Source organism: Yinghuangia sp. YIM S10712 (assembly GCF_051388935.1).
Lineage (GTDB): Bacteria > Actinomycetota > Actinomycetes > Streptomycetales > Streptomycetaceae > Yinghuangia.
The window spans coordinates 63,093-82,849 of record NZ_JBPKBI010000020.1; the positions used below are offsets into that span (position 1 = coordinate 63,093).

Genomic DNA, 19,757 nt, shown 5'->3' on the forward strand with positions numbered 1-19,757 from the left:
GCGTGGATGTGTAGTTCACACCGTCGACCAGCGGGCTATCGAGACTCAGGCCAGCAGCTGCCATCCGGTCGTACTCGGCAAGGATCAGTTCCTTGGTTTGATGCGCGCCACAAATATTCTCTTCTTGGCGCTTGATGATTGAGAATTTAACTAAAACGTAACTGACTTCGTCTCGCGACAGCCCGTAAAGATGGAAGAGAAGCGTATCCAGTTCAACGCGTATCTGCGACCGCCGAGAATCATCCCATCAAGAGGGGGTTCCCGAGCAGCCGAAATCCTCGGAAAAAGATCGCAAATCATGAGATGTGTAAGTGAGCTCCAGACGGGACTGCTCACGTGAGCGCGGCTCGCGCCCGGTGTCTGCGGACGGCGTCGCGGTTGGCGCAGCGCTGGGAGCAGTAGCGCTGTCGTCCGGTGCGCGAGGTGTCGGCGAAAGCGGTGTCGCATTCAGTCGTCTCGCAGCGCCGCAGCCGATGCATGCCCCGACCCGCCAGATGCAATGCGGTACCGACCGCGAAAAGCGTGAACAGCACGGAGCCGAGCGGCTGTTCCGCATCCCGGTAGTGCAGATGCCAGCCGGTACCGGGGTGAGAGGTCAGCCGCGGATAGGCGGCGGCCTCGGCCAGCATCCGGTTCAGCAGGTCGGCGCGCTCCTGGTCCCCGGCGGCGTCGACAACCCTCTCCCAGGCGTCGATTGCCGCCTGGGCGCGGCGGAAATCGTCCGCTGTCACCGGGCACTCCAGCACGAGCCCCGCAGCGCGGCAGCGGTCTGCCAGCTCATCCAAGCTCTCAGGTCGGCGGTTGGCCAGATCCGCGGCCAGGTTCACCGCATCCTCGCCGTAAGGGTTGAGAAGCATAAGACCATTACAACAGTGTGGTCGACATGACACAACAGACCGCCGGACACGCCGGATCCCGGGCCCGCGACCCGTGGCGCCATCGCTGGATCGTGCTGGGCATTGCCACCTTCACCCAGGCCGCATCCGGCTTCTTCGTAGGCGGCATCGGAGCGCTCGGCGTCCACCTTCAGAGCGCCCTGGACCTGAGCACGGCGCAGCTGGGTCTGCTGGTCTCGGCGGCCCAGCTCGTGCCATTGGCCGGGCTGCTGGTGGCCGGCGAGCTACTGGACCGCTACGGCGAGCGCTGGGTGGTCGGGATCGGGGCCGGCGTAGTCGGGCTGGCTCTGGGCGCGGGGAGCCTGGCCCCGGGATACACGGCCCTGCTGGTCGCCATGTTGGTGGTCGGCATGGGATACAGCACCGTGCAGCCAGGTGGGAGCAAGTCGGTGGCATCCTGGTTCGGCGCGTCACAGCGCGGCCTCGCCATGGGAATCCGGCAGGCCGGGTTGCCACTGGGGGCGGCGCTCGCCTCAGCCGTACTCCCCCTCGTGGCTGAGGAGTTCGGCTGGCGGGCGACGCTGCTGACCGGTGGCTTCGTCGCGCTGCTCGGAGCCGGCCTCTTCATGGGCTGCTACCGTCCGCCACCCATACCGCCCGCCCCGCAGAACAATGAACCGTCGGACCCGCTCACGGCGCAGCTCCGCGCCCGGCTGCGCATGCTCCGTGAACCGTCCACCGTGAAAATCATGCTGTCGGGAACCAGTTTGATCTCGGTGCAGTACGGCGTGGGCATCCTGACAGTGCTCCACCTCCACCAGGCGTCATCGGTCGGCGCCGGGAAGGCGGCCCTGGTCCTGGTGGCTTCCCAGGGGGCGGGCGTTGCGGGCCGGATCTGCCTGGCTGCATGGAGCGACCGGAACAGGTCCGGGCGCTATGCCATCGTGCTGGTCTGCATGGTCGCCGTGATCGCCGGGCTGGCAGTGCTGATGACACCGGCCGGGAGGGCACCGGTCGTCGCTTCCGGCGTCTTCGTCTGGCTCGGCTTTTTCGGCTTCGGCTGGTACGGCCCGTGGGTCGCCTACGTCACCGAAGCGGCCCCACCGGGCAAGACCGGCTTCGCCCTGGGGCTGGCCATGTCCGTCAACCAGATCGCCATCGTCACCATTCCGCCCATGCTCGGCCTGCTCGTCGACCTCACCGACAGCTTCACCCCGGCCTGGGCACTGCTGTCCCTGCTGACCGTCGTCGCCCTGGCGGTTACGGCCAAGGCAGAACTCCGCATCCGCTGACGCGTCGGGGACCATTGACCTGTCACCTCACGCTCAGCCCCGAGGCGCGGGACGACTGCTTCGCCCGCTTCGAGCCCCGGGCTCCGGCTTCCGGCTCCCAGTCGGCCTGCGCCGGATCGGCACTTTGCTCGTCCGTGTTTCGTTGCACCGGATACGCCTGGGCGGTGACGCGCGGGGTCGGCGGCGCGGGAACCGTGAGAGGACATCGACGTGTGGGACAAGTTCAAGCAGACCGTGGAGCAGATGCAGGCACAGCTGACCGCGAAGAAGAACGTGCTGAACAGTGCCGCGTTCCGGGACGCGAGCATGGCCATGTGCGCGCTGGTCGCGGCTGCCGACGGCACCGTCGACCCGTCGGAGACCCGGAGGGTCGCGGAGCTCATCGCCGACAACGAGGCCCTGCGCGACCTCGACAAGAACGACCTGCAGCGCCGCTTCCACGACTACATCGACGTGCTGCGGACCGGGGGGCATGTCGGGAAGGCGACCGTCCTGAGCGACATCGCCAAGGTGCGAGGCAACGAGGACGAGGCACGCGCAGTTGTCCGGATCGGCGTGGTCATCGGCGGCGCGGACGGCCGATTCGACCCGACGGAACGTACGGCCGTCCGCGAGGTGTGCAGGATGCTGGGCCTTGCCCGCGCCGACTTCGGCCTTTGAGTGACCGTCGGAACGTAGCCCGGTCAAGCAAAGTCAACCTGAACCAACCAGGGCGTTCTTGGCCTGACGAGCAGGGACAGTGACGTGGAGCGGAGCGCCCAGCCCGTTTTTGCCGCTCACCGGCTGAACCGATTGCCCGGCGCACATGCGGGTACGGTCGGGGCCGCGATGTCCGGGCCGTTCTCACTCCTCCGGGGCGGGAGCACCCGTGGCGAAGCCGTCACGGGCGACTTCGGCAAGCTGACGACTCAGCTCATCGGCCTTGCGCGTTTCTTCCTCGAAGGCGGACAGGGCACGGAACGCGGAACCCGGGGGTAGTTGCCTTTTGACGGTGCGGCGCGGGAGTGGGCGCGGTTTTCGGATATCGCGGCGACGTAGGGTCGTAGGGTGCGGCCCATGCCCGGACAGCAAACTGCGTCGGCCCGCGTTGCGTTCGCCACCTGCGCGGCGCTTCCCGATCTCGACGACGACGAAGCCGCGCCGATCGCGCCGCTGGCCGTGCGTGGTGTCAGGGCCGAGCCTGCGGTCTGGAATGAACCGGGCGTCGACTGGGGCGCGTTCGACTTGGTGGTCATCCGGGCGACGTGGGATTTCGTCGATCACCGCCCGGAGTTCGTGGCCTGGGCACAGTCAGTGCCCCGGCTCGCCAACTCCGCAGACATCGTGCGGTGGGGCACCGACAAGACCTACCTGCGGGACGTCGCGGCTGCGGGTGTACCGGTGGCGGACACGACCTGGCTGACCCCCGGGACCAGGCCGATGCTGCCGGCCGACGGGGTGTACGTCGTCAAACCGTCCGTCGGTTGCGGTTCCCGGGACACCGGCCGCTACGACCTCCGGGACGCCGCGCACCGCCGCCTCGCGGTCGACCTCGTCGACCGCCTGCTGGCCGCCGAACGCACGGTCATGGTCCAGCCCTACCTCCACGCCGTCGACACCGTCGGCGAAACCGGGCTGGTGTTCATCGGCGGACGCTTCAGCCACGCGATCCGCAAAGGAGCGATGCTCGACGGACCGGCGGCCGACATCGTCGGCCTGTACAAACCCGAGAAGATCACGCGTCGTGTCCCCAGCGACGCCGAACTGCGCACCGCACGCAGGGTGCTCGCGGCCGTGCCCGGCGGCCCGGAAGCCCTCCTGTACGCGCGCGTCGACCTCATACCCGACGCCGACGGCACGCCCACACTGCTCGAACTCGAAGCGGTCGACCCCACACTCTTCCTGTCCCACGACGACGGCGCAGCCGAACGATTCGCCGACGCAATCGTCGCCCACGCATCGCGGACGTACAGCGGACGGCGCGCAGGCGGTACCCGGTGAGCGTGGACAGGGCGCGGTCGCGCTGGTGCGCGGCGATGGGATTGCTCACATCGGCGGTGGCCCCAGGACGTCGGTGAGCGGGCGGCGCGCAGTGGGCGGCACTTCGGTGCGACACAAGCCGAGCCGCAGGATCATCTGCGCGGACCCGTAGTGCGCGTAATCGGACGGCCCGGCAAAGCGGCTCGCTTCGAAACGAAGGTCGGAGTCTTCCAGGGGCTGGTTCGCGAACGACGCGGCGACCCCGCGCCGGGTGGCGGTCACCAGAATGTACTGGAGCGCTTGCCCTGCGGCGAGCCAGTCGTAGCGGGTGTCCGTGCACGTCGCGAGGACCGCGATCGTCGGCTGTTGTTCGAAAGCCGCGTGGTCCCGGCCGGGGATGTCGCGCCCGACTGCGAGGTCTCGGACCGATCCCGTGGGCTGTTCGGGCAGCGGGCCGAGGCTTTCGGCCGCAATCCCTTCGTGGCGGTGTTCGGCGCCGGGGGCGTCGACCCAGGCGGCCCGTTCGTCGCGCAGTTCGTCCTCTTCAAGTCCGGTGGCCTCGCGGATCAGGGTGAGCAAGCGCTCGTAGAAGGGCTCCCAGGTGACGATGTGCAGCCGGGTCTCCTCGGCGCGCGCAGCCGCTCGCAGCTCGTCGACGACCTGGGGCGGGATCGGCGTGTCGCGGAAAGGCGCGCGGTTGGTGCGGCGCCGAGGCAGGTACGGGTGCAGCAGCGCGAAGCGCGGATCCGGGGCGTCCGAAACGACTCGGACGCGCGCCGCGAACAGCGGGTCGACCTGCTCCGGGAGACGCTCGACCGTGGTGCCTATGTCGAACGCGCCGTAGCCGAGCCGTGCCGAGAACGCCGCCGCGCCGCAGGCGATGTGCGCTTCGCGGCCGGTCGGGTCGCTGTGTGGCAGCGAGCGTGTCCGGTCGATGTGGACTTCGAGGTCGTCCTCGTCCCAGCGGAACCACCATGGCTGGGTGTTGTACTTGGACGGGGCCGAGGTCGCCGCACGCAGGATGGTTTCCCGCTGCTTCGGGGTGAGTGTCGTGGTCATGGCGCGGTATCTCCTGTCCGGTGTGTCGGCGCGATCCGCCGACCCGCCACATGGCCAGTGGGAATACGCGTCCACACCGGCCGGTCGCCGCCGCCCCGACGCGGCGTCGGAACTACTCCTCATGTCGACGATTCCCGCCCCGGCGATCTCCAGACCAAGCAGCCCGGACCCTGCACGGGGTCGGAACGGCCCTGGGCGACTCTCGCATCGCATGTCGGGTTTGGAGGCACGACCGGTACCTGAAGGAGGCGGCGGTGTTGGTTCTTGTCGCCTACGCGACATGCCACGGCTCGACCAGGTCCATCGCCGAGCGTGTCGCCGCTCTGCTTGGCACCGCCCAATCCCCCCGCATGCGTATCGGCGCCTGCCCGTGGCCGGGAACCCGCCACGCGGCGCCAAGAGGCGGCGTACGACGAAAGGAAGACCCGGTCGGAGCGTCGAAACGCCGTCCGGATGGGAAAGGGCCCCGGCGCTGCTGGTTGTCGAGTTCGGCGGCGGAGACCTCACCGTCGCGTTGCTCGGCATGGCCACCGCGCGCTTCCCCATCGCGCCGGAACAGCCCGCTTACGCGCAGCGCCGCCATGGCGCAATGAGACGCCCCTCAGCGATCGAACAGGTCGAGGGTGTCGTCGAAGGGGTGGCCCGCGGCTGGAGAGCGGTCCGCAGGGGCGAGGGATTGCTCGGTCCAGATGGTTTTGCCGGTGTGGCGGTAGCGGCTGCCCCACCGGGTGGTGAGCTGGGCGACCAGGAAGAGGCCGCGTCCGCCCTCGTCGGTACTGTGCGCGCGGCGCATCCGGGGCTGCGTGTTGCTGGGGTCCGAGACTTCGCACACCAGCATGCGGTCGCGGATCAGGCGTAGTGCGATCGGGCCTCCGGCGTACCGGATCGCGTTGGTGACCAGTTCGCTGACCACGAGTTCGGTGCTGAACGCCAGGCTCTCCAAGCCCCACGCGGCGAGTTGCCGCGTGGCCGTGTCCCGCGCTGCCGCCACGGCTGCGGGGTCCGCGGGGAATTCCCAGGTGACCACGTCACGTGGGGAGACATGCCGGACCCGGGCGAGGAGGACGGCGATGTCGTCGGTGGCGGGCGGGGACTCCGGGCTGCCGGAGACCAGACGGGCGACTGAGTCCTGGACTGCGGCGCCGGGCCGAATGGCCATGGCGAGGCGCCTGCGCAGGCGTGCCATCCCGCGCCCGAGGTCGTCGCCCTCGCCGGCGACGAGCCCGTCCGTGTAGAGCGCGAGGACGCTGCCTTCCGGCAGGTCCAGCTCGGTCACCTCGAACGGCATCGCGCCCACACCCAGCGGCGGGCCGGGCTCGATGTCGACGAACTCGACGGATCCGTCGGGCCACACCACGGCAGGCGGCGGATGCCCGGCGCTGGCCAGGGTGCAGCGCCGCGTCACCGGGTCGTACACCGCGTACAGGCAGGTCGCACCGATTCCGTCCCCGTCGACCCGGCCGCCCTCCGACGCGAACCGCTGCACTTGGTCGTCCAAGTGGCTCAGCAGTTCGTCGGGGCTCGGGTCCAGGTCGGCGAGCGTCTGCACCGCGGCGCGCAGCCGTCCCATCGTCGCCGACGCCCGCAGACCGCGCCCCACCACGTCGCCGACGACGAACGCCTCGCGCAGCGACGACAGTGGGATGACGTCGAACCAGTCGCCTGCGACGCCGGCGCCCGTCGTGGACGGCAGGTAGGCGCCCGCGGTCTCCGCCGTGGAGGAGTCGGTGGACGCGCGCGGCAGCAGGCTGCGCTGCAGTGTGACGGCCGCGCGGTGCTCACGGGTGTAGCGGCGCGCGTTGTCCACGCTCAACGCGGCGCGGGACGCTATCTCACGCAGAATGAGCGCGTCTTCGTCGTCGAACGACGGGGACTGCCCGAGGCGCCAGACGGCGAGGATGCCGAGCAGCAACCCGCGGGCGTACAACGGCGCGCTCATCACCGTGTGGCCGTCAGGCGGTACGAGCAGACGTCGCAGCTTCGAGCGGCCGAACAGATCGCTCGTCTCCTGCACGTCAAAGGTCCACAGCGACCCGCCGCGCTGCAGCATGCGCATCTCCGGGATGTCCGGCATCCTCGGGCACGCCTGACCCGGCTGCAGCATGTCCTCCGGGTACCGCCCCCCGGCGCGGGCGACCGCGGCACGCCGCAGCCCGCCCATTTCGCCGCCCAACACTCCGACGTGCCGCGGCGGTTCCTCACCGACGAAGACCGCGTCGGCGAGGTCGACGGTGGCCAGGTCCCCGAGACCCGGCACCAGCACGTCCACGAGGCCCTGGGCGGTACGCCCGACGTCCAGGGAACCGCCGATGCGCACCGCCGCATCGTGCATCAGCGCCAGCCGACGGCGTGCCTGGAGCTCGCCGGCCACGTCGGCGACCACCACGGCCACCCCGTGCGGCGGTCCCTGGCCGGAGTCCAGTTGCAGGGCGGAGAGCGACACCGCGCTCTCCGCGGCAGTCGGGTCGCGCGGCCGCAGAATCCTGTCGACCCGGAGCATCGGGACCCCCGTGTCCGCCACGGCGCGGAGCTGCTCCTCAAGCAGCCGGGCGTCCTCCGGAGCCAGGAGATCCGCGAGTCGCGCGCCGCGACGGGCTGCCGGACCACCGAGGACGCCAAGCGCGATGTTGGTGCGGACGATCCGCATCTCCGGATCGAAGAACGCGACGCCGAGGAACCGCTGCGCGAACAGTGCCCGGGTGAACGCCTTCTCCTGCCGGTCGGCACGGGCCTGCTCGGCGGGAACGGCCAACACCAGCGTCTGGGCCCGCTTCCCGACCTCAATGGCTCGGAAAGCCACTTCGACGTCGCCGCCGATGCGGCGGTGGGCCTGCGCCCGGCCCGTCCGCGGAAGCGCTGAGCCCTTCGCCGACCCTGAGCGACGGGGGCCGAGCACCGTCAGCAGATCGACGAAATGCCTGCCGGCCACATCGGCGACAGTGCTGCACAGCAGGTCTGTAGCCGCACGCGAGCACTGCTCGACGACGCCGTCGCGGTCGAGCAAAAACACCGCGAGGTCGTCGCCATCGAGTGCTCGCCCTGCGGCGAACTCGTGCGGGCCGTCTGATTCGTCCATAGCGACCTTTGGGCTTGCTGGGGGGATTCCTCGCCTGCCGACTCCCCCTTGATCCGCACCGCGGACCTGCTTGGAGTGTAGGTACGCCGACATCGGGCGTCCATGGGAAGGAAACGGGCCCGGTGGGTGAGCGCGCGTGCCGCACGCAGGGATGTTCCGACTGAGGTGAACGGGCACCTCGCCGGGGCGGCGTCGCTCCGGTTTCCCGTCACCGTTTGCCGAGGCCGGTTGATCGCCGACGGCAACGCATGGCAAACGCTTGCCGTCCGCAGTGGAATGCCCGAATATATTTCTAGTAACTATAGAAGTTCTGGTCGGCTGCATTTGCCAACGCCTGGGCATGTATGAATGTGGGCGGACACAGCCCCGCCCCGCGGGTTCGTCCTCGTCGCGATCGCCGCGCTGCTCGCGGAATCGGCGTACCACTGCTGGCACCGCGTCGAACGCGCCATGCGCCTTGGCCAAGCACTCCCCGGAACGTCGATGCCGTTGATGCTGTCCTCCGGCGTCGCCACCGTCGTCATGCCGAGTACCGCGCTGATGGCAGTCGGTTGAACGCCCGCGCCCCGGCCGTGCGAAAGGGGCCGATCGACCTATGCGTCTTCGTCCGCGTACCGCAGGAGCGCGCCCACGCCGTCGCGCAGTGACAAGCGGTCTTCAGGAACCACGACGAGTTCCGCGCCGGTGCCGACCACCGCGCGGATCAGCGCGGCGTCCGGCGCGGACTCCTCCCAGCACGACTCCACCCCGAGGGCGTGCAATTCCGCAGCGCTCACAGCGAGTTGCCTAGGAGCGACGCCGACGTAAAGCGGCGGGCGGGGCGCGGGCGGGTCGGTGACCAGGAGCGCTTCGACTTGGCCGCGACGCAGTGCGGCGACGGTGGGTGCCAGCCCCTCGGCCGCGCCGCTGCCGTGTGCTCGGCACGACAGGTATCTGTCCAGCCGCGCCTGGTCTCGTGAAGACATACGCCCGTCGAACAGGCGTGCGAGATCTGCTTCGAGGATGGCGCGCCCTGGCGGCTCGGGCCATTCCTCAAGTAGGTCGGCGTCCTTGGTGACGCGGATGACGCGGCCCGTGAGGCGTCGGGGCAGCCGACCCGCCAAAGACGCCGTCATCAGAGGTTGTCCGCACAATACGACCGCCTCCGGGTCCGCGTCGTACGCCCATTCGGAGATTTGTCTCGCGACTTCGGTGGCGGTATGCGGCCATTGCTCGTGGGTTACGCGGTGGCGGCTCAGCGGGCCGGGCGCCACACGGGCGATGGGCCAGCGCCCGTACTGAACGTCGATCTCCCACGTATCGTCCAGGGCGCCCTCGGGCTCGTGGGTGCGGTGCACGGCCACCACCGCGTAGGGGAGGTCCGGCGCATGTTGGCGGACCAAGGGCATGGCGTCCGGCACGGTGGTGAACACGGCCGTGTCCCGAACCGGTGGCCGGGGCAGTTCCTCGATCAAGGACAGGTGACCCCGCGCGGCGAAGATCGCCTGTCCGTGGCGCCCCGATATGTCGTGGTCGGCGCCCATCGCGTGGGTGACGGCCCCGGTCGTGGCCATGTCCGCGCCTTGCTCGGCCAGTGCGTCCCCGACATGCCTGCGACGCAGGTCGATTGCGCGATCGGGGTCCTCGACGTCGCGCGAGGTGTCCAAATAGGCGCAGGCGTACGGTCCGGGCCGCGCGTACAACGGCCCGAGGAAGGCGAGCTTCACAACCTACCTCTCCTTCACAGGCCTTCGGCCAGCAGAAGCTCGTGCGCCAGCCGCGCTCCGCGCGCCACAGGGTCGGGTTGGGATCCGGGCTCTTCGGTGGGATTGTGCTCGAGACCCTCAGCAAGCGCGCGAAGCGCCTGGGCCAGGGCATGCACGTGCGCTTCGACCGTGTCGAGGCGTTCGGACGTGACCCGTCCGGTGGGTTCGGGGGCGTTCTCGGTCATGGTGACCTCACCTGGTCGTGGGCTTGCTGCGGCGGCCCGTCCGGCGGGGGGCGGGTGAGTCACAAGCGTTGCCGTGCGGTCAGTACGGGAGCAGCCGGCCTGACGGGGTGCGCAAGTCCAACGGCGGCGCAGTACGCGGGCGCTTCCTGACGATCCGGATGCGTTGCACGGTGTCCACCTCCTGGGATTCACCCATCCCACGCTTTCGAGCCGGGAAGGGAGTTCCCGCATCGCCCCGATCTCGACGAACACAACATGCCCCGGCACATGGCCCGGAAACAGACCGCAGGCCCCGGCCGTCGGAGCAGCACGGTCTTGGGAAGTAACACGGCGCCGCCGACGGCACCCCGGTGCCGACGTCCCCGAAGGCATGATCGTGGGTGTCTGCGTCGGCCGGGACCGCTGCGCGTTCGCTGTTGCCGTGCGCGGGTGCGGGCCACGAGCGGGACTCGCGCGGTATGGAGTGCGTCCTGCCAGCGTAGCGCGGAACAGCCTGCGCCCCGTACCTCAGAGGGAGCCGAGTTGAAACCAGCGCGAGACACCGAGCCGAGTCATCCGCGCATGGGGGGCGGCAACCGGCTGCACTCTGTTGACTGCAGGATGTCGAACAGGTGGGATGGCGTGCGCGGGCCGCTGCGCACGCGCCTGCGGCGCCGATTCGTCCACCGGTCCGGAGCAGAGACTCAGCCATGCCCGCCGTGTACCCGTACGAGGACTCGTCGCTGTCGCCGAGGGTCCGGGTGGAGGACCTCTTGCCCCCGCTGGAGATCGAGGACAAGGTCGGCCTGCTCTACCACGGGCACGCCGGGACCGTGGATCCCGAGTCGCGCGACCGGTACGGCCGCGGGCCGGTGGCGCCGCTGGTGTGACCGGCGGTCACGACGACGCACTCAAGCTGCGGCGACCCCGAAACGCTGAAGGACCGCCCAGAGGGTTCTCCGACGGAGAAGACCTCAAGCCCGGTTGCGAGCACAAGCCGCTGACGCCGAGCGCCGCGGAACTGATGCGGCAACGGATCAGCGAAGGCTTCGACATCGCCTACATCTACTACCGCAACCCCCCGCATACCGACATAAGGAGTGGTCGGGGAGCGACCCGGTCGCGGAACGCCCAGGAACGAGTGGTCGGATCCGGGGCGGGCAGCCCGAGGATCGGGCCGATACGGGCCGGGCCGAGTTTGCGCTCGGCCCGGAGCCGGCAGACCGGACCTCGATGGCGACGGCTGCCGTCTTCGCCGAGCCGCTGTGACCGGTTTCAGGTTTCACCTGGCACGGTTCACAACCGTTCATCTACGGCTTCCAAGGCTTCGGCAGCTTATTCTTGCGTTGATAATAGTCGATCAAGTCTTTGATGCCCGCATCAAAATACTGTGCATTTTGATGCTTGCTCAAGCCGATATTGCGCAGGTCCCTGATATCACTCCTCAGCACCTCTTCGAATTTACGTTTCGCATCTTTGATCTTCGTTGCCGGGCCACGGCCACCATAGGTCCGGGTGAGTTTGTGGTCCTCTTCCTTCATGACGATCGCACCGCCTTCGCGCCTTTTCATGTGATGCAGTGCGTCCTGTGGCATATGGTGCGCAGTGAGATTGTCCCCGGGGGGTCCTGGACTCAGTTCACCGAAAGCTCCGGCCTGGTTCTCCTTCACCTGTTTGACGAGGCCGGTCGGGTCGACCAGCCGGACCGGGTTGTTGTCGGCGTAGGTGTAGAGGGCGAGGTTGGCCGGGTCGAAGACGCCGTTGCCCGGGGTGCCGTCCAGGTAGGTCTTGATGGCCGGGTCGGGGCTCTGCCAGACCTGAAGTCTCGGGTCGTAGTAGCGGGCGCCGTAATAGTAGAGGCCGGTTTCCGGGTCGAGTTCCTTGCCGGTGTACCGGTACGGGACGGGTTGCGACGGGTATTCGCTGACCCAGGTTTCGCCGCCGGGGAAGTACTGGAGGTGCTCCGCGAGCCGGCCTTGGCTGTCGGTGACGAATTCGGTGGATCCGATGTGGTCCCCGTGGGCGTAGTACTGCCGGTCCTCGGTGCGGTGTTCCGGTTCGACGGCTTTGGTGGCGAGCCGATCGTCGCCGATGTAGATGTTTTTGAAGGACTGATTGCCGTCGGTGGTGTAGTACCGGTTGGGATAGATGTGGAACCGGGAGGCGTCCTTGACGACGCGGTTGCCTTGGTCGTCGTAGCGGTGTCGGGCGGCGTTGGGGGTTCCGCCGGCGTTGTCGCATGACTGGGGGGTCTGCGGCAGGGTGTGGCTCTGGACGTTCTCGTGGGTGCAGGCGAGGCGGTTTTCCTCGTCCCAGATCAGTTGCCGCCTGGGCCCCGGCTGCTGGGTGCGGCTGGTCTGGTTGCCGTTTGCGTCGAAGTCGAGTCGCTGGTCGCCGATCGTGGTGGGGGCGTGGGGGCGGGTCGGGGCGTAGGAGTAGGGGTTGTCGTAGGTGAGTGGCTTGTCGACCCTGGTGCCGCCCTCGCTGATGAATTCGCGGATCTGGGTCTTGCGGGTGATGTTGTGCACGGTGTCGTAGCGAAGGTCGAGGTGGTACGTGTCGGCCTGAGGTGTCCGGGGTTGGTGGAAGCCTTCGGCGTGGGTGAGGCGATCGAGGTCGTCGTACTGGAAGGTCTGCGTGGTGGGGCCGCCGACCTGCCGGCCTACGTCGGGTCCGGGAGGAGGAAGCGTGGCGTTGCTGATGGACGTGATGTTTCCGGTGTTGTCGTACCGGTACTGGATGTTTTGGAAGAAGTGGCCTTGTGCGAGGCGGGCGTTGAGGTTGGTCAGGCGCCGGTTGGCGGGGTCGTGGGTGTAGGTGGTGCGGGTGCCGTTGCCGGTGTCGAGCAGGGCACGTTGCTCGAACTTGTCGTATTCCAGGCGGGTCAGGTAGGGGTACGTGAAGCTTCCTTTGATCCCCGTCACCTGGTCGACGCGGCCTCCGCTGTCGTAGCGGTAGGTGAGTGACTCCCCGTCCGGGTAGGTCAGTTCGAGCAGCCGGTTCCAGGTGTCGCGGCGGTAGCCGGTGGTGAAGCTACTGGCGCCGTTTCCAGAGGTGGTGACGGTGCGCGTTTCCTGGGTGACTTCGCCGAGTGGTCCGTAGGCGCGGGTGAGGGTGCCGGCGCCATCGGTCTGCGCGGTGACGCGCCCGGCGCCGTTGTGGGGTGCGCCGGGCGGTCCGTAGGTGTAGTGGACGTCGTTGGCGTCGAAGACGGGGTAGTCGATGTCGGTCAGGCGGTTGAAGTCGTAGACGTACTCGACCGCCTTGCCGATGGCTGCGAGGTTGGCGGTGCTTGTCCGGATGGGGTTCCCGGCAAGGTCGTAGACGGTTCGAGTGGGTCCGGTGTCGGGATTGGTGACATGGGTACGGCGGCCGAGCAGGTCGTAGCCGGCGGTGGTCGTGTTGTGGTGGTCGTCGGTGACCGCGGTGAGCCGGCCGAGTGGGTCGTAGGTGTAGCTGGTCCAAATGGTCGGCTGACCACCGGTGGGGTTGAAGTCCTCGACGGCGATGGTGCGTTGGCGGATGTCCTGATAGGTGCGGGTCGGGTGCCCGTTGGCGTCGGTGTCGGTTGTCCGGAACCGGGTGTCTCCGGCACGGTCGGGTCCGAAGGCGTAGGCGGTTTCGGTGTGCGTGGCGTCCGGCAGGTCGGTCCGGGTGATCCGGTCGAGGACGTCGTAGTGGGAGACGGTGGGGGCGACTGTGTCGACGGCCGTGTCGAAGGTGGTGTTCGTCGCGGACTTGGGTTCGCTGACCGGGTGGTACTGCCGAATCGGGCGGCCGAGGAAGTCGAAGACGACGGAGCCTGAGACAGTCATCGCGTCGGCGGGGGCCGTGTCCGGTCCGGTGTGGAGGGCGGTGTCCTTCTTGGTCTGGACGATACGTCCGAGCCCGTCGGCGAAGGCAATGGTGTCGAGGGTGTCGTCGCGGACGGTGTTGTCGGCCTGCCGGTCGATGTGGCGGGTGACGGCGTAGGGGACCGGCGCGTCGGGGTGGTACTCGAAGGCGATGGTCGGGCGGCCGGTGCCGGATTCATAGGGGCCGGTGACATCGGAGGGCCGACCGGCCGCGTCGTAGGCGGTGTGGGTGCTCTGGCCGTTGGTGTCGGTGACGGTGCCGGGCCGGCCGAACCTGAGGTCGGTGGTGGTCTGTGACCGCAGGGCGAAGCTGTCGGTGACCGTGGCGATGTGGGTGTGGACGACCGGGTCGTAGGTGTAATCGAGCCGGTAGCGCCGGCCCTGGTGGTTGGGCGGGTCCGTAACGGTGCGGAGGTTGCCGTCGGGGAAGTAAGCGAGGTCGGTGACCGCGGCGGTTGCGTCGGCGAGGTCCGCGCGGACCTGGGTGGTGTCGCCGTTGGCGCAGTCCACCGTCGAGGATCGCCGGCGCATCAGGGTGCCGTTGCCGTAGGTGTCCGCCGCGGTCGGGACATCGGTGATGTGTGTGGCCCGGCAGGCGGGATCGTCGGCTGAGTAGCGCGTGCGGGTGTCGACGTCGTCGGCGGGGCCGATGTCGCCGGCGTCGAACACCCTGATGGGATTTCCGAGTTCGTCGTACTCCGTCGTGGTGTATGTGGACTTGACGGCTGTCGCGGCCCCCTCGTGGAAGTGACTGTCGGTGCGCACCAGGTGGGGGAAGATCGTCGCGGTGGTGTCGGCGGGGTCGGCGGGGATGCCGGGTGCGTCGATGTCGCGGAGGGCGTACGTGTAGTCGGTTTCCAGGTACGGACGGTCGTTGGCGTCGACGGTGCGCTCGCGGGTCATCAGGCCGCGCGTGTAGTGGCCGTCGGTGCGGTAGTCGCGGATGATGCTGCGGTAGACGGCGTCGTCGTGACCGTGGTCGCGGTGGCGCTCGGTGACCTGCCCGTATCCGTCGAATTCGCGCTCAAGGCGGTTGAAGACACCGTTGCCGTACTCGTAGGTCGTGAGCCGGAGATCCTGGCCGTCACCGGGGTGGCCGTCGTCGACAGCCACCCTGGACAGGTCCCAACGAGAGTGCGGCTGCTGGTGGATGTTCCCGTTGCGGGTGTAGTCGAAGTCGATCCGCCCTCCCAGCGGCCGGGTGACGCCGCGGAGCAGGTTGGTGCGGCCGGTGGTGTTCAGGTGGGCGGTGAGCTGGTCGTCGCCGGTGGATTCGAGCTGGTCGGTGTAGCCGTCGCCGTCGATGTCCGCCAACATCTGCGCAGTGCGCCCGAGGCCGGTGGAGGCGTTGGCTCCGGGGTTGATGATGACGCAGAAAACGCCGGGGATGCAGATGGGGATGGTGGCGTAGGCGCCGCCGCCGAATTGGGCGTTCTGGTCGCGGTTGATGTGCGGCAGGCCGCCGGTGAACGGAATGGGGTCATCGAATCCGTTGCCGGTGTTGAAGGCGACTTTGAGCGGGGTGTCGTTGTCACCGGCGAAGACGCGGTCGGGCAGGGCGTCGGCGTTGACGTCCTGGAGGGTGGCTGTGGCCGAGGCGGTGCTCTGTGCGTACGAGGCGCCGCCGGCGAAGCCGTAGAAGTCGGTCTGGAAGCCGAGGTTGACACCCCAGTTGGTGATTTCGCCGGCGTTGAGTGCCGCCGGGTTGCGCCAGGGTTCTGCGGCGGCGAACCGGTAGCCGAGGTTGAGGGCGATGTTTCCGTCGCGGTAGACGCGATCGGGCAGCCCGTCGCCGTTGACATCGAGAAGGTCGGACTCGGCATCGGAGGTGTCGGCGCCGAGGTCTCCGCCGACGCCCAGGGGTGGCAGTTCGTTGCCGGACTGGGCGGTGTCGGCGGTTCTGCCGCCGGTCGGGGCGGCGTCGCCTCTGCCGGTGCCGAGAGTGCGGGCCGCGCTGCCGGCGCTGACGTTGCCGGCGATGTCCCAGTTGGCGCGGACCACGTCGTCAGGGAGCACGTTGCGGGTTTCGCCGAGGCCGCCGTCGGGGTTGGAGAACTGGATGCCGGCCGGGGATACGACGTCGGGGAATTGGTCGCCGTTCATGTCGATAAAGTCGATCAGCCCGATGGCGCGTCCGGCGGCGACGCTGCCGCCGAGGGTCGCGGCCGAGCCGACCGAGCCGCTCAGGGACAGCTGGTTGGTGTAGGCCAGTCTGGGCACCGCGGTGCTCCCGCCCCACTGGCTCGGGTCCGGTACGCCGGAGCTGTCCGTCCCCGGAACGTCCAGGTCGCGCTCATTGGCCGTGACCCCGCTCAGGCGGGAACTGCTCGCGCCGTCCGGCGCGGCCCACGAATCCCGGCCGCCGCTCCACCGGTTGCGCGCGGGGTCGGGAGCGAAGGGCACGGCTTTGGGCGGGTGGATGCGCGGGTCCGCGCTGAAGACGTCCTTGTCCGCCTGGGGGTCGACGCTCTGGGGGAACTGGTCGCGGTAGGAGGCGTCGACGACCAGGTCGGCCTGAGCGATGGGTGCGGTCGCACGGTCGCGGTTGCCGTTGTAGCCGATGGCTCCCCACCCGCGGTACGGCTGGGGGAACGCGCCGTCCTTCACGGAGTTGTGGAAGACACTGAGCACAGGCACGGTGACGGCGTCCTGGCCGCTTCCGGTGGTGACAGTCGCCGACTGGCCGGTCAGCGTTTCGCGTAGTTGTGTACTGGTCGTGCTGAAGTCGAAGAAGAGGTCATCTCCTGCTCGTGCCTCGACGGTGAAGGGCGCCGGCGAGTCAAGCACCCCCTCCTGCACGGTGAAGTAACGTTTGGCGAGCAGTTCTCCGCGACGCTTGACGGTGAACGCGATCCGCGCGTTCGGCGCCTGTGGTGTGAACGACAGGCGCGGGGATACGGTGACCGGCCCGTCGGCGGTGACGTGATGGAACTCCTGCGGTGCCGTGAGCCCGTCCTGCGGGTACATGTCGGTCTCGTAGGGCGGGTTGAGGACGATCAGGGGGTCGCCGTTGCCGTCGGTGACTCGTTCGACGCCTTGCGCGCTGGTGTAGGTGGCTCGCGGTTTCCACGAGACCTGGGTGAGGTCGATGGGGGAATCGGTGGCGATCCGCCATTGGAGCACCTGTCCTTGTCGGACCTCGACGTCGAGGTCGACCGGGACCGTGCCCGTGGCCGTCCCGGCCAGGGTCCGCTCCAGCACCGGGGTCCCGTCACGTGTGATGACCACGGTGATGTCGTCGGTGGTGGTCGCGTGCTTGGTGACGTCGCCGCCGAGACGCATGACCCCGGTGTACGGGGCCTTCGTCTGCGAGGCGCGGCCGCCCAGCACGAAGTCGCGGGACGCCTGGTAGCGGTAGGCCGGAAGCCCGTTGACGTCGACGCTGTCGGCCAGGCCCGGATAGGTGATGACGGGGTCCCAGGAGGTCTGGTCCAGCGCGCCGTCGGAGACCGACTGGACCCGGAAGTACACGCAGTCGCCGCGGGCGACCGTGATCCGGTCGACTCCCGTGGGGATGTGCTCGCTGTTGTCCCTGGGCCCGATGCGGTCCGCCCACAGTTCGGTGTCTTTGTGCTGGACCGCGACCCGCACCCCGTCGGCGGTCTGCGAGCGGGCGCGGGCGTCTGCGGTGTCCTGGGCGAGTCTGACCGCACCAGCGATACTGATCGTGCCGGAGAAGGGGGCCACCCAGCGGCGCACGGTGTCCAGCAGCGGGTCGGAGTACTCCAGCCGCTCGCGCTGCGCGGCGAAACCCGGAAAGCCTCCGGCGTCCACACTGCCGGGACCGACCGGGACGGGTGTGCCCTGGCTGGAGGAGTCGTAGACCGGTGTGCCGTCGGATCCGATGCGGCCGAACAGCACATCCAGGCCGTCGACCAGGTCGAGGATGCCGTCGCCGTTGACGTCGGTGAAGTACCGGCTGGTGAGAGAGAAGGTGTTGACGTCGTCGAGTTGTGCGGCCACCGGGGCCGGATAGCCTTCGAGGCCGACAGTGAAGGACGCCGTCTGCTCCTCCATGAAGCCCGGCAGGTCCAACGTCTTGGCATCGTCGGCGAAGGCCGGCCGGCCGTTCGGACCGGAGAGGTTCTTGCGGTACTTGATGGTGCCGTCGTCGCGGAAGACCTTGTCCGACAGCCCGTCGCCGTCGACGTCGACCAGCGCCACAAGGCCGGTGTTGCTGACGTAGCCGAGGCCCAGCTTGCCGCCGACCGAGCCGGACTTCTCCGGGTTCTCCCCGATGCCGACGTAGTTGTGGCCGCCGACACTGGTGCTCGTGGTGGCGTTCAGGGCGGCGGCGCGGCCGACATGGTCGGGCGGCAGATCGAGCTCGCCGTGGCCGAGGCCGTCCGGCGGCGACGTCCACGGCACTGGCCTGAATGCCTTGTAGTCGCCTTGTGTGTCGCGGATGTCGTCGTAGTAGTCGAAGCCGTGCCGGTGGAACAGGGCGCCGTCGGCGTCGTACTGATCAATGGCTTTCAGGAGCGTCTTGCCGAACGCGCCGATGCTGTACGTGAGTTCGTATCGGCGGATCAGGTTGCCGTCGAGTCTGACCTCGATGCGGCGGAGCCGGTCGGCGGTGACGCGTTTGAAACCGCCGCGCGCGTCGATGGTCTTGTCGGCGCGCAGCGGCTCGCCCAGTTCCCGGTCCCGGGTGAAGGTGACGGAGTAGCGGCCTTCCGTGTTGTCGGTGCCGGTATAGGTGATCTTCCGCAGGTACAGGTTGCTGCCCGGTTCGGTGCCGCCCTCGACGCCCGGGTCCTCGACGCGGGTGTAGTGGTAGCGCATGACATTCCCGTGGGCGTCGCGGACCCCGGTCAGCGCCCAGGCGAAGACGTTGCCGAACCCGTCGGTGAGGGTGGCATCGGGCTGCGGAGCCTGACCGCCGACCGGGGCACCGTAGAACCAGTGAGTCCCGGACTTGTCCGTGACCTCCCATGAGTAGGTCGCGGGGCCGTTTCCGTGGCGGATGATCCGGGCGAACGATCCCTCGGTGCGGGCGTGGAAGACTTTCTCCTCAGTCCGCGGGCGCGGCAGGCCCCGGTGCGCCAGAGGCGTCAACTGCTCGCCGTCGAGCAGATAGGTCTCGGTCTCCAGGCTCCCGTCATAGCGCGGGACACCCCACCTGGTCTCCACCGTGATCGCGGGTGCGGCCAGGTCCCAGCCGAGTCCGAGCCAGCCGTTGCCGCCGTCGGAGTTGTAACCGACACTCAGGTCCGGCTGCAGATCCTGCCGGCCCGGCGGCACGTCGATCGGATAGGCCAGCCGGTTCTCCCCCTGGTTGTTGGCCTGGGGCGGTGTGATGAGGTTGATCCCGGTTCCCGGATCGGCCGCCCTGATACCTGTCAGCCGGTCCCCCTGGAAGGAGACAGCCCCAGGGTGGTCGGGCACAACCAGGGCAGGCTGATCGGAAACAGCCACGGAGCCGTTGCCGGCGCGAACACCCGTGGAATTCACCGAGGCGTCGAGAGAAATAGGAATCGCCAGGACGGCGGTTACCGACGCCGCGAAGAATTTGGTCGAAAAACGGTTCCGGAACGCTGAACCATGGCTGTTCACAAGGGATTTGCCCATCGCCAGCCCCATACTTTGAGCCGCCATTATTTGCGGTGGGAATACCCCCGCCGTAAAGTCTGACTCCCGGCCTGCGCATGATCAGCCCATTGGAACGAATAAAAATGATAAACGTGACGCCAGGTCCCGGCTGCACGTCGTCGAGGTGCCGGCCGAGAGCCGTGGACGGCTCGACCGCCTCCTGCGGTGGTCGCCGCATCC

Annotated in this window: 11 protein-coding genes; 5 read left to right on the forward strand and 6 right to left on the reverse strand. The window is 68.6% G+C overall.

Annotated elements, in window-relative coordinates; translation table 11 throughout:
- Nucleotides 1-332: 332 nt before the first annotated feature.
- Nucleotides 333-857: a CGNR zinc finger domain-containing protein gene (locus tag ACRX5W_RS28360; RefSeq protein ID WP_436791198.1), complete on the reverse strand. Its 525-nt coding sequence runs from the start codon at nucleotides 855-857 to the stop codon at nucleotides 333-335.
- Between the two features lie 26 nt (nucleotides 858-883).
- Here ACRX5W_RS28360 and ACRX5W_RS28365 point away from each other — a divergent pair, with 26 nt between their 5' ends.
- The 3 genes from ACRX5W_RS28365 (at nucleotide 884) to ACRX5W_RS28375 (ending at nucleotide 4,108) form a co-directional block, all read left to right on the forward strand.
- A complete protein-coding gene (locus ACRX5W_RS28365) occupies nucleotides 884-2,128 on the forward strand; it encodes an MFS transporter (protein WP_436791199.1) in 1,245 nt (414 codons plus the stop codon).
- Nucleotides 2,129-2,332: 204 nt separating this feature from the next.
- Nucleotides 2,333-2,788: a tellurite resistance TerB family protein gene (locus ACRX5W_RS28370; protein WP_436791228.1), complete on the forward strand. Its 456-nt coding sequence runs from the start codon at nucleotides 2,333-2,335 to the stop codon at nucleotides 2,786-2,788.
- A 396-nt stretch (nucleotides 2,789-3,184) separates the two neighbouring features.
- On the forward strand, nucleotides 3,185-4,108 hold the full coding sequence (locus ACRX5W_RS28375) for an ATP-grasp domain-containing protein (RefSeq protein WP_436791200.1): 924 nt from the start codon (nucleotides 3,185-3,187) through the stop codon (nucleotides 4,106-4,108).
- Nucleotides 4,109-4,153: 45 nt separating this feature from the next.
- On the opposite strand, the gene ACRX5W_RS28380 is transcribed toward ACRX5W_RS28375, so the two are convergent.
- Nucleotides 4,154-5,146 (reverse strand): Acg family FMN-binding oxidoreductase, encoded by a 993-nt coding sequence (locus tag ACRX5W_RS28380; protein WP_436791201.1) that lies wholly within the window; start codon nucleotides 5,144-5,146, stop codon nucleotides 4,154-4,156.
- A 601-nt stretch (nucleotides 5,147-5,747) separates the two neighbouring features.
- Nucleotides 5,748-8,222: a SpoIIE family protein phosphatase gene (locus ACRX5W_RS28385; RefSeq protein ID WP_436791202.1), complete on the reverse strand. Its 2,475-nt coding sequence runs from the start codon at nucleotides 8,220-8,222 to the stop codon at nucleotides 5,748-5,750.
- A 348-nt stretch (nucleotides 8,223-8,570) separates the two neighbouring features.
- On the opposite strand from ACRX5W_RS28385, the gene ACRX5W_RS28390 reads away from it, so the two are divergent.
- Entirely contained in the window at nucleotides 8,571-8,777 is a 207-nt protein-coding gene (locus ACRX5W_RS28390; protein WP_436791203.1) for a hypothetical protein, read from the forward strand.
- 38 nt (nucleotides 8,778-8,815) lie between these two features.
- Here the strand turns inward: ACRX5W_RS28390 and ACRX5W_RS28395 are convergent, their stop codons facing one another.
- A complete protein-coding gene (locus tag ACRX5W_RS28395; RefSeq protein ID WP_436791204.1) occupies nucleotides 8,816-9,928 on the reverse strand; it encodes a hypothetical protein in 1,113 nt (370 codons plus the stop codon).
- 14 nt (nucleotides 9,929-9,942) lie between these two features.
- Nucleotides 9,943-10,152, reverse strand: coding sequence for a hypothetical protein (locus ACRX5W_RS28400; RefSeq protein WP_436791205.1), 210 nt, complete (start codon nucleotides 10,150-10,152; stop codon nucleotides 9,943-9,945).
- Nucleotides 10,153-10,841: 689 nt separating this feature from the next.
- On the opposite strand from ACRX5W_RS28400, the gene ACRX5W_RS28405 reads away from it, so the two are divergent.
- Complete coding sequence (locus ACRX5W_RS28405) at nucleotides 10,842-11,021, forward strand: hypothetical protein (RefSeq protein ID WP_436791206.1); 180 nt, start codon at nucleotides 10,842-10,844, stop codon at nucleotides 11,019-11,021.
- A 420-nt stretch (nucleotides 11,022-11,441) separates the two neighbouring features.
- Here the strand turns inward: ACRX5W_RS28405 and ACRX5W_RS28410 are convergent, their stop codons facing one another.
- Nucleotides 11,442-19,403 carry a SpvB/TcaC N-terminal domain-containing protein gene (locus ACRX5W_RS28410; RefSeq protein WP_436791207.1) on the reverse strand — a complete coding sequence of 2,654 codons (7,962 nt, stop codon included), beginning with the start codon at nucleotides 19,401-19,403 and terminating at the stop codon, nucleotides 11,442-11,444.
- Nucleotides 19,404-19,757 lie beyond the last annotated feature (354 nt).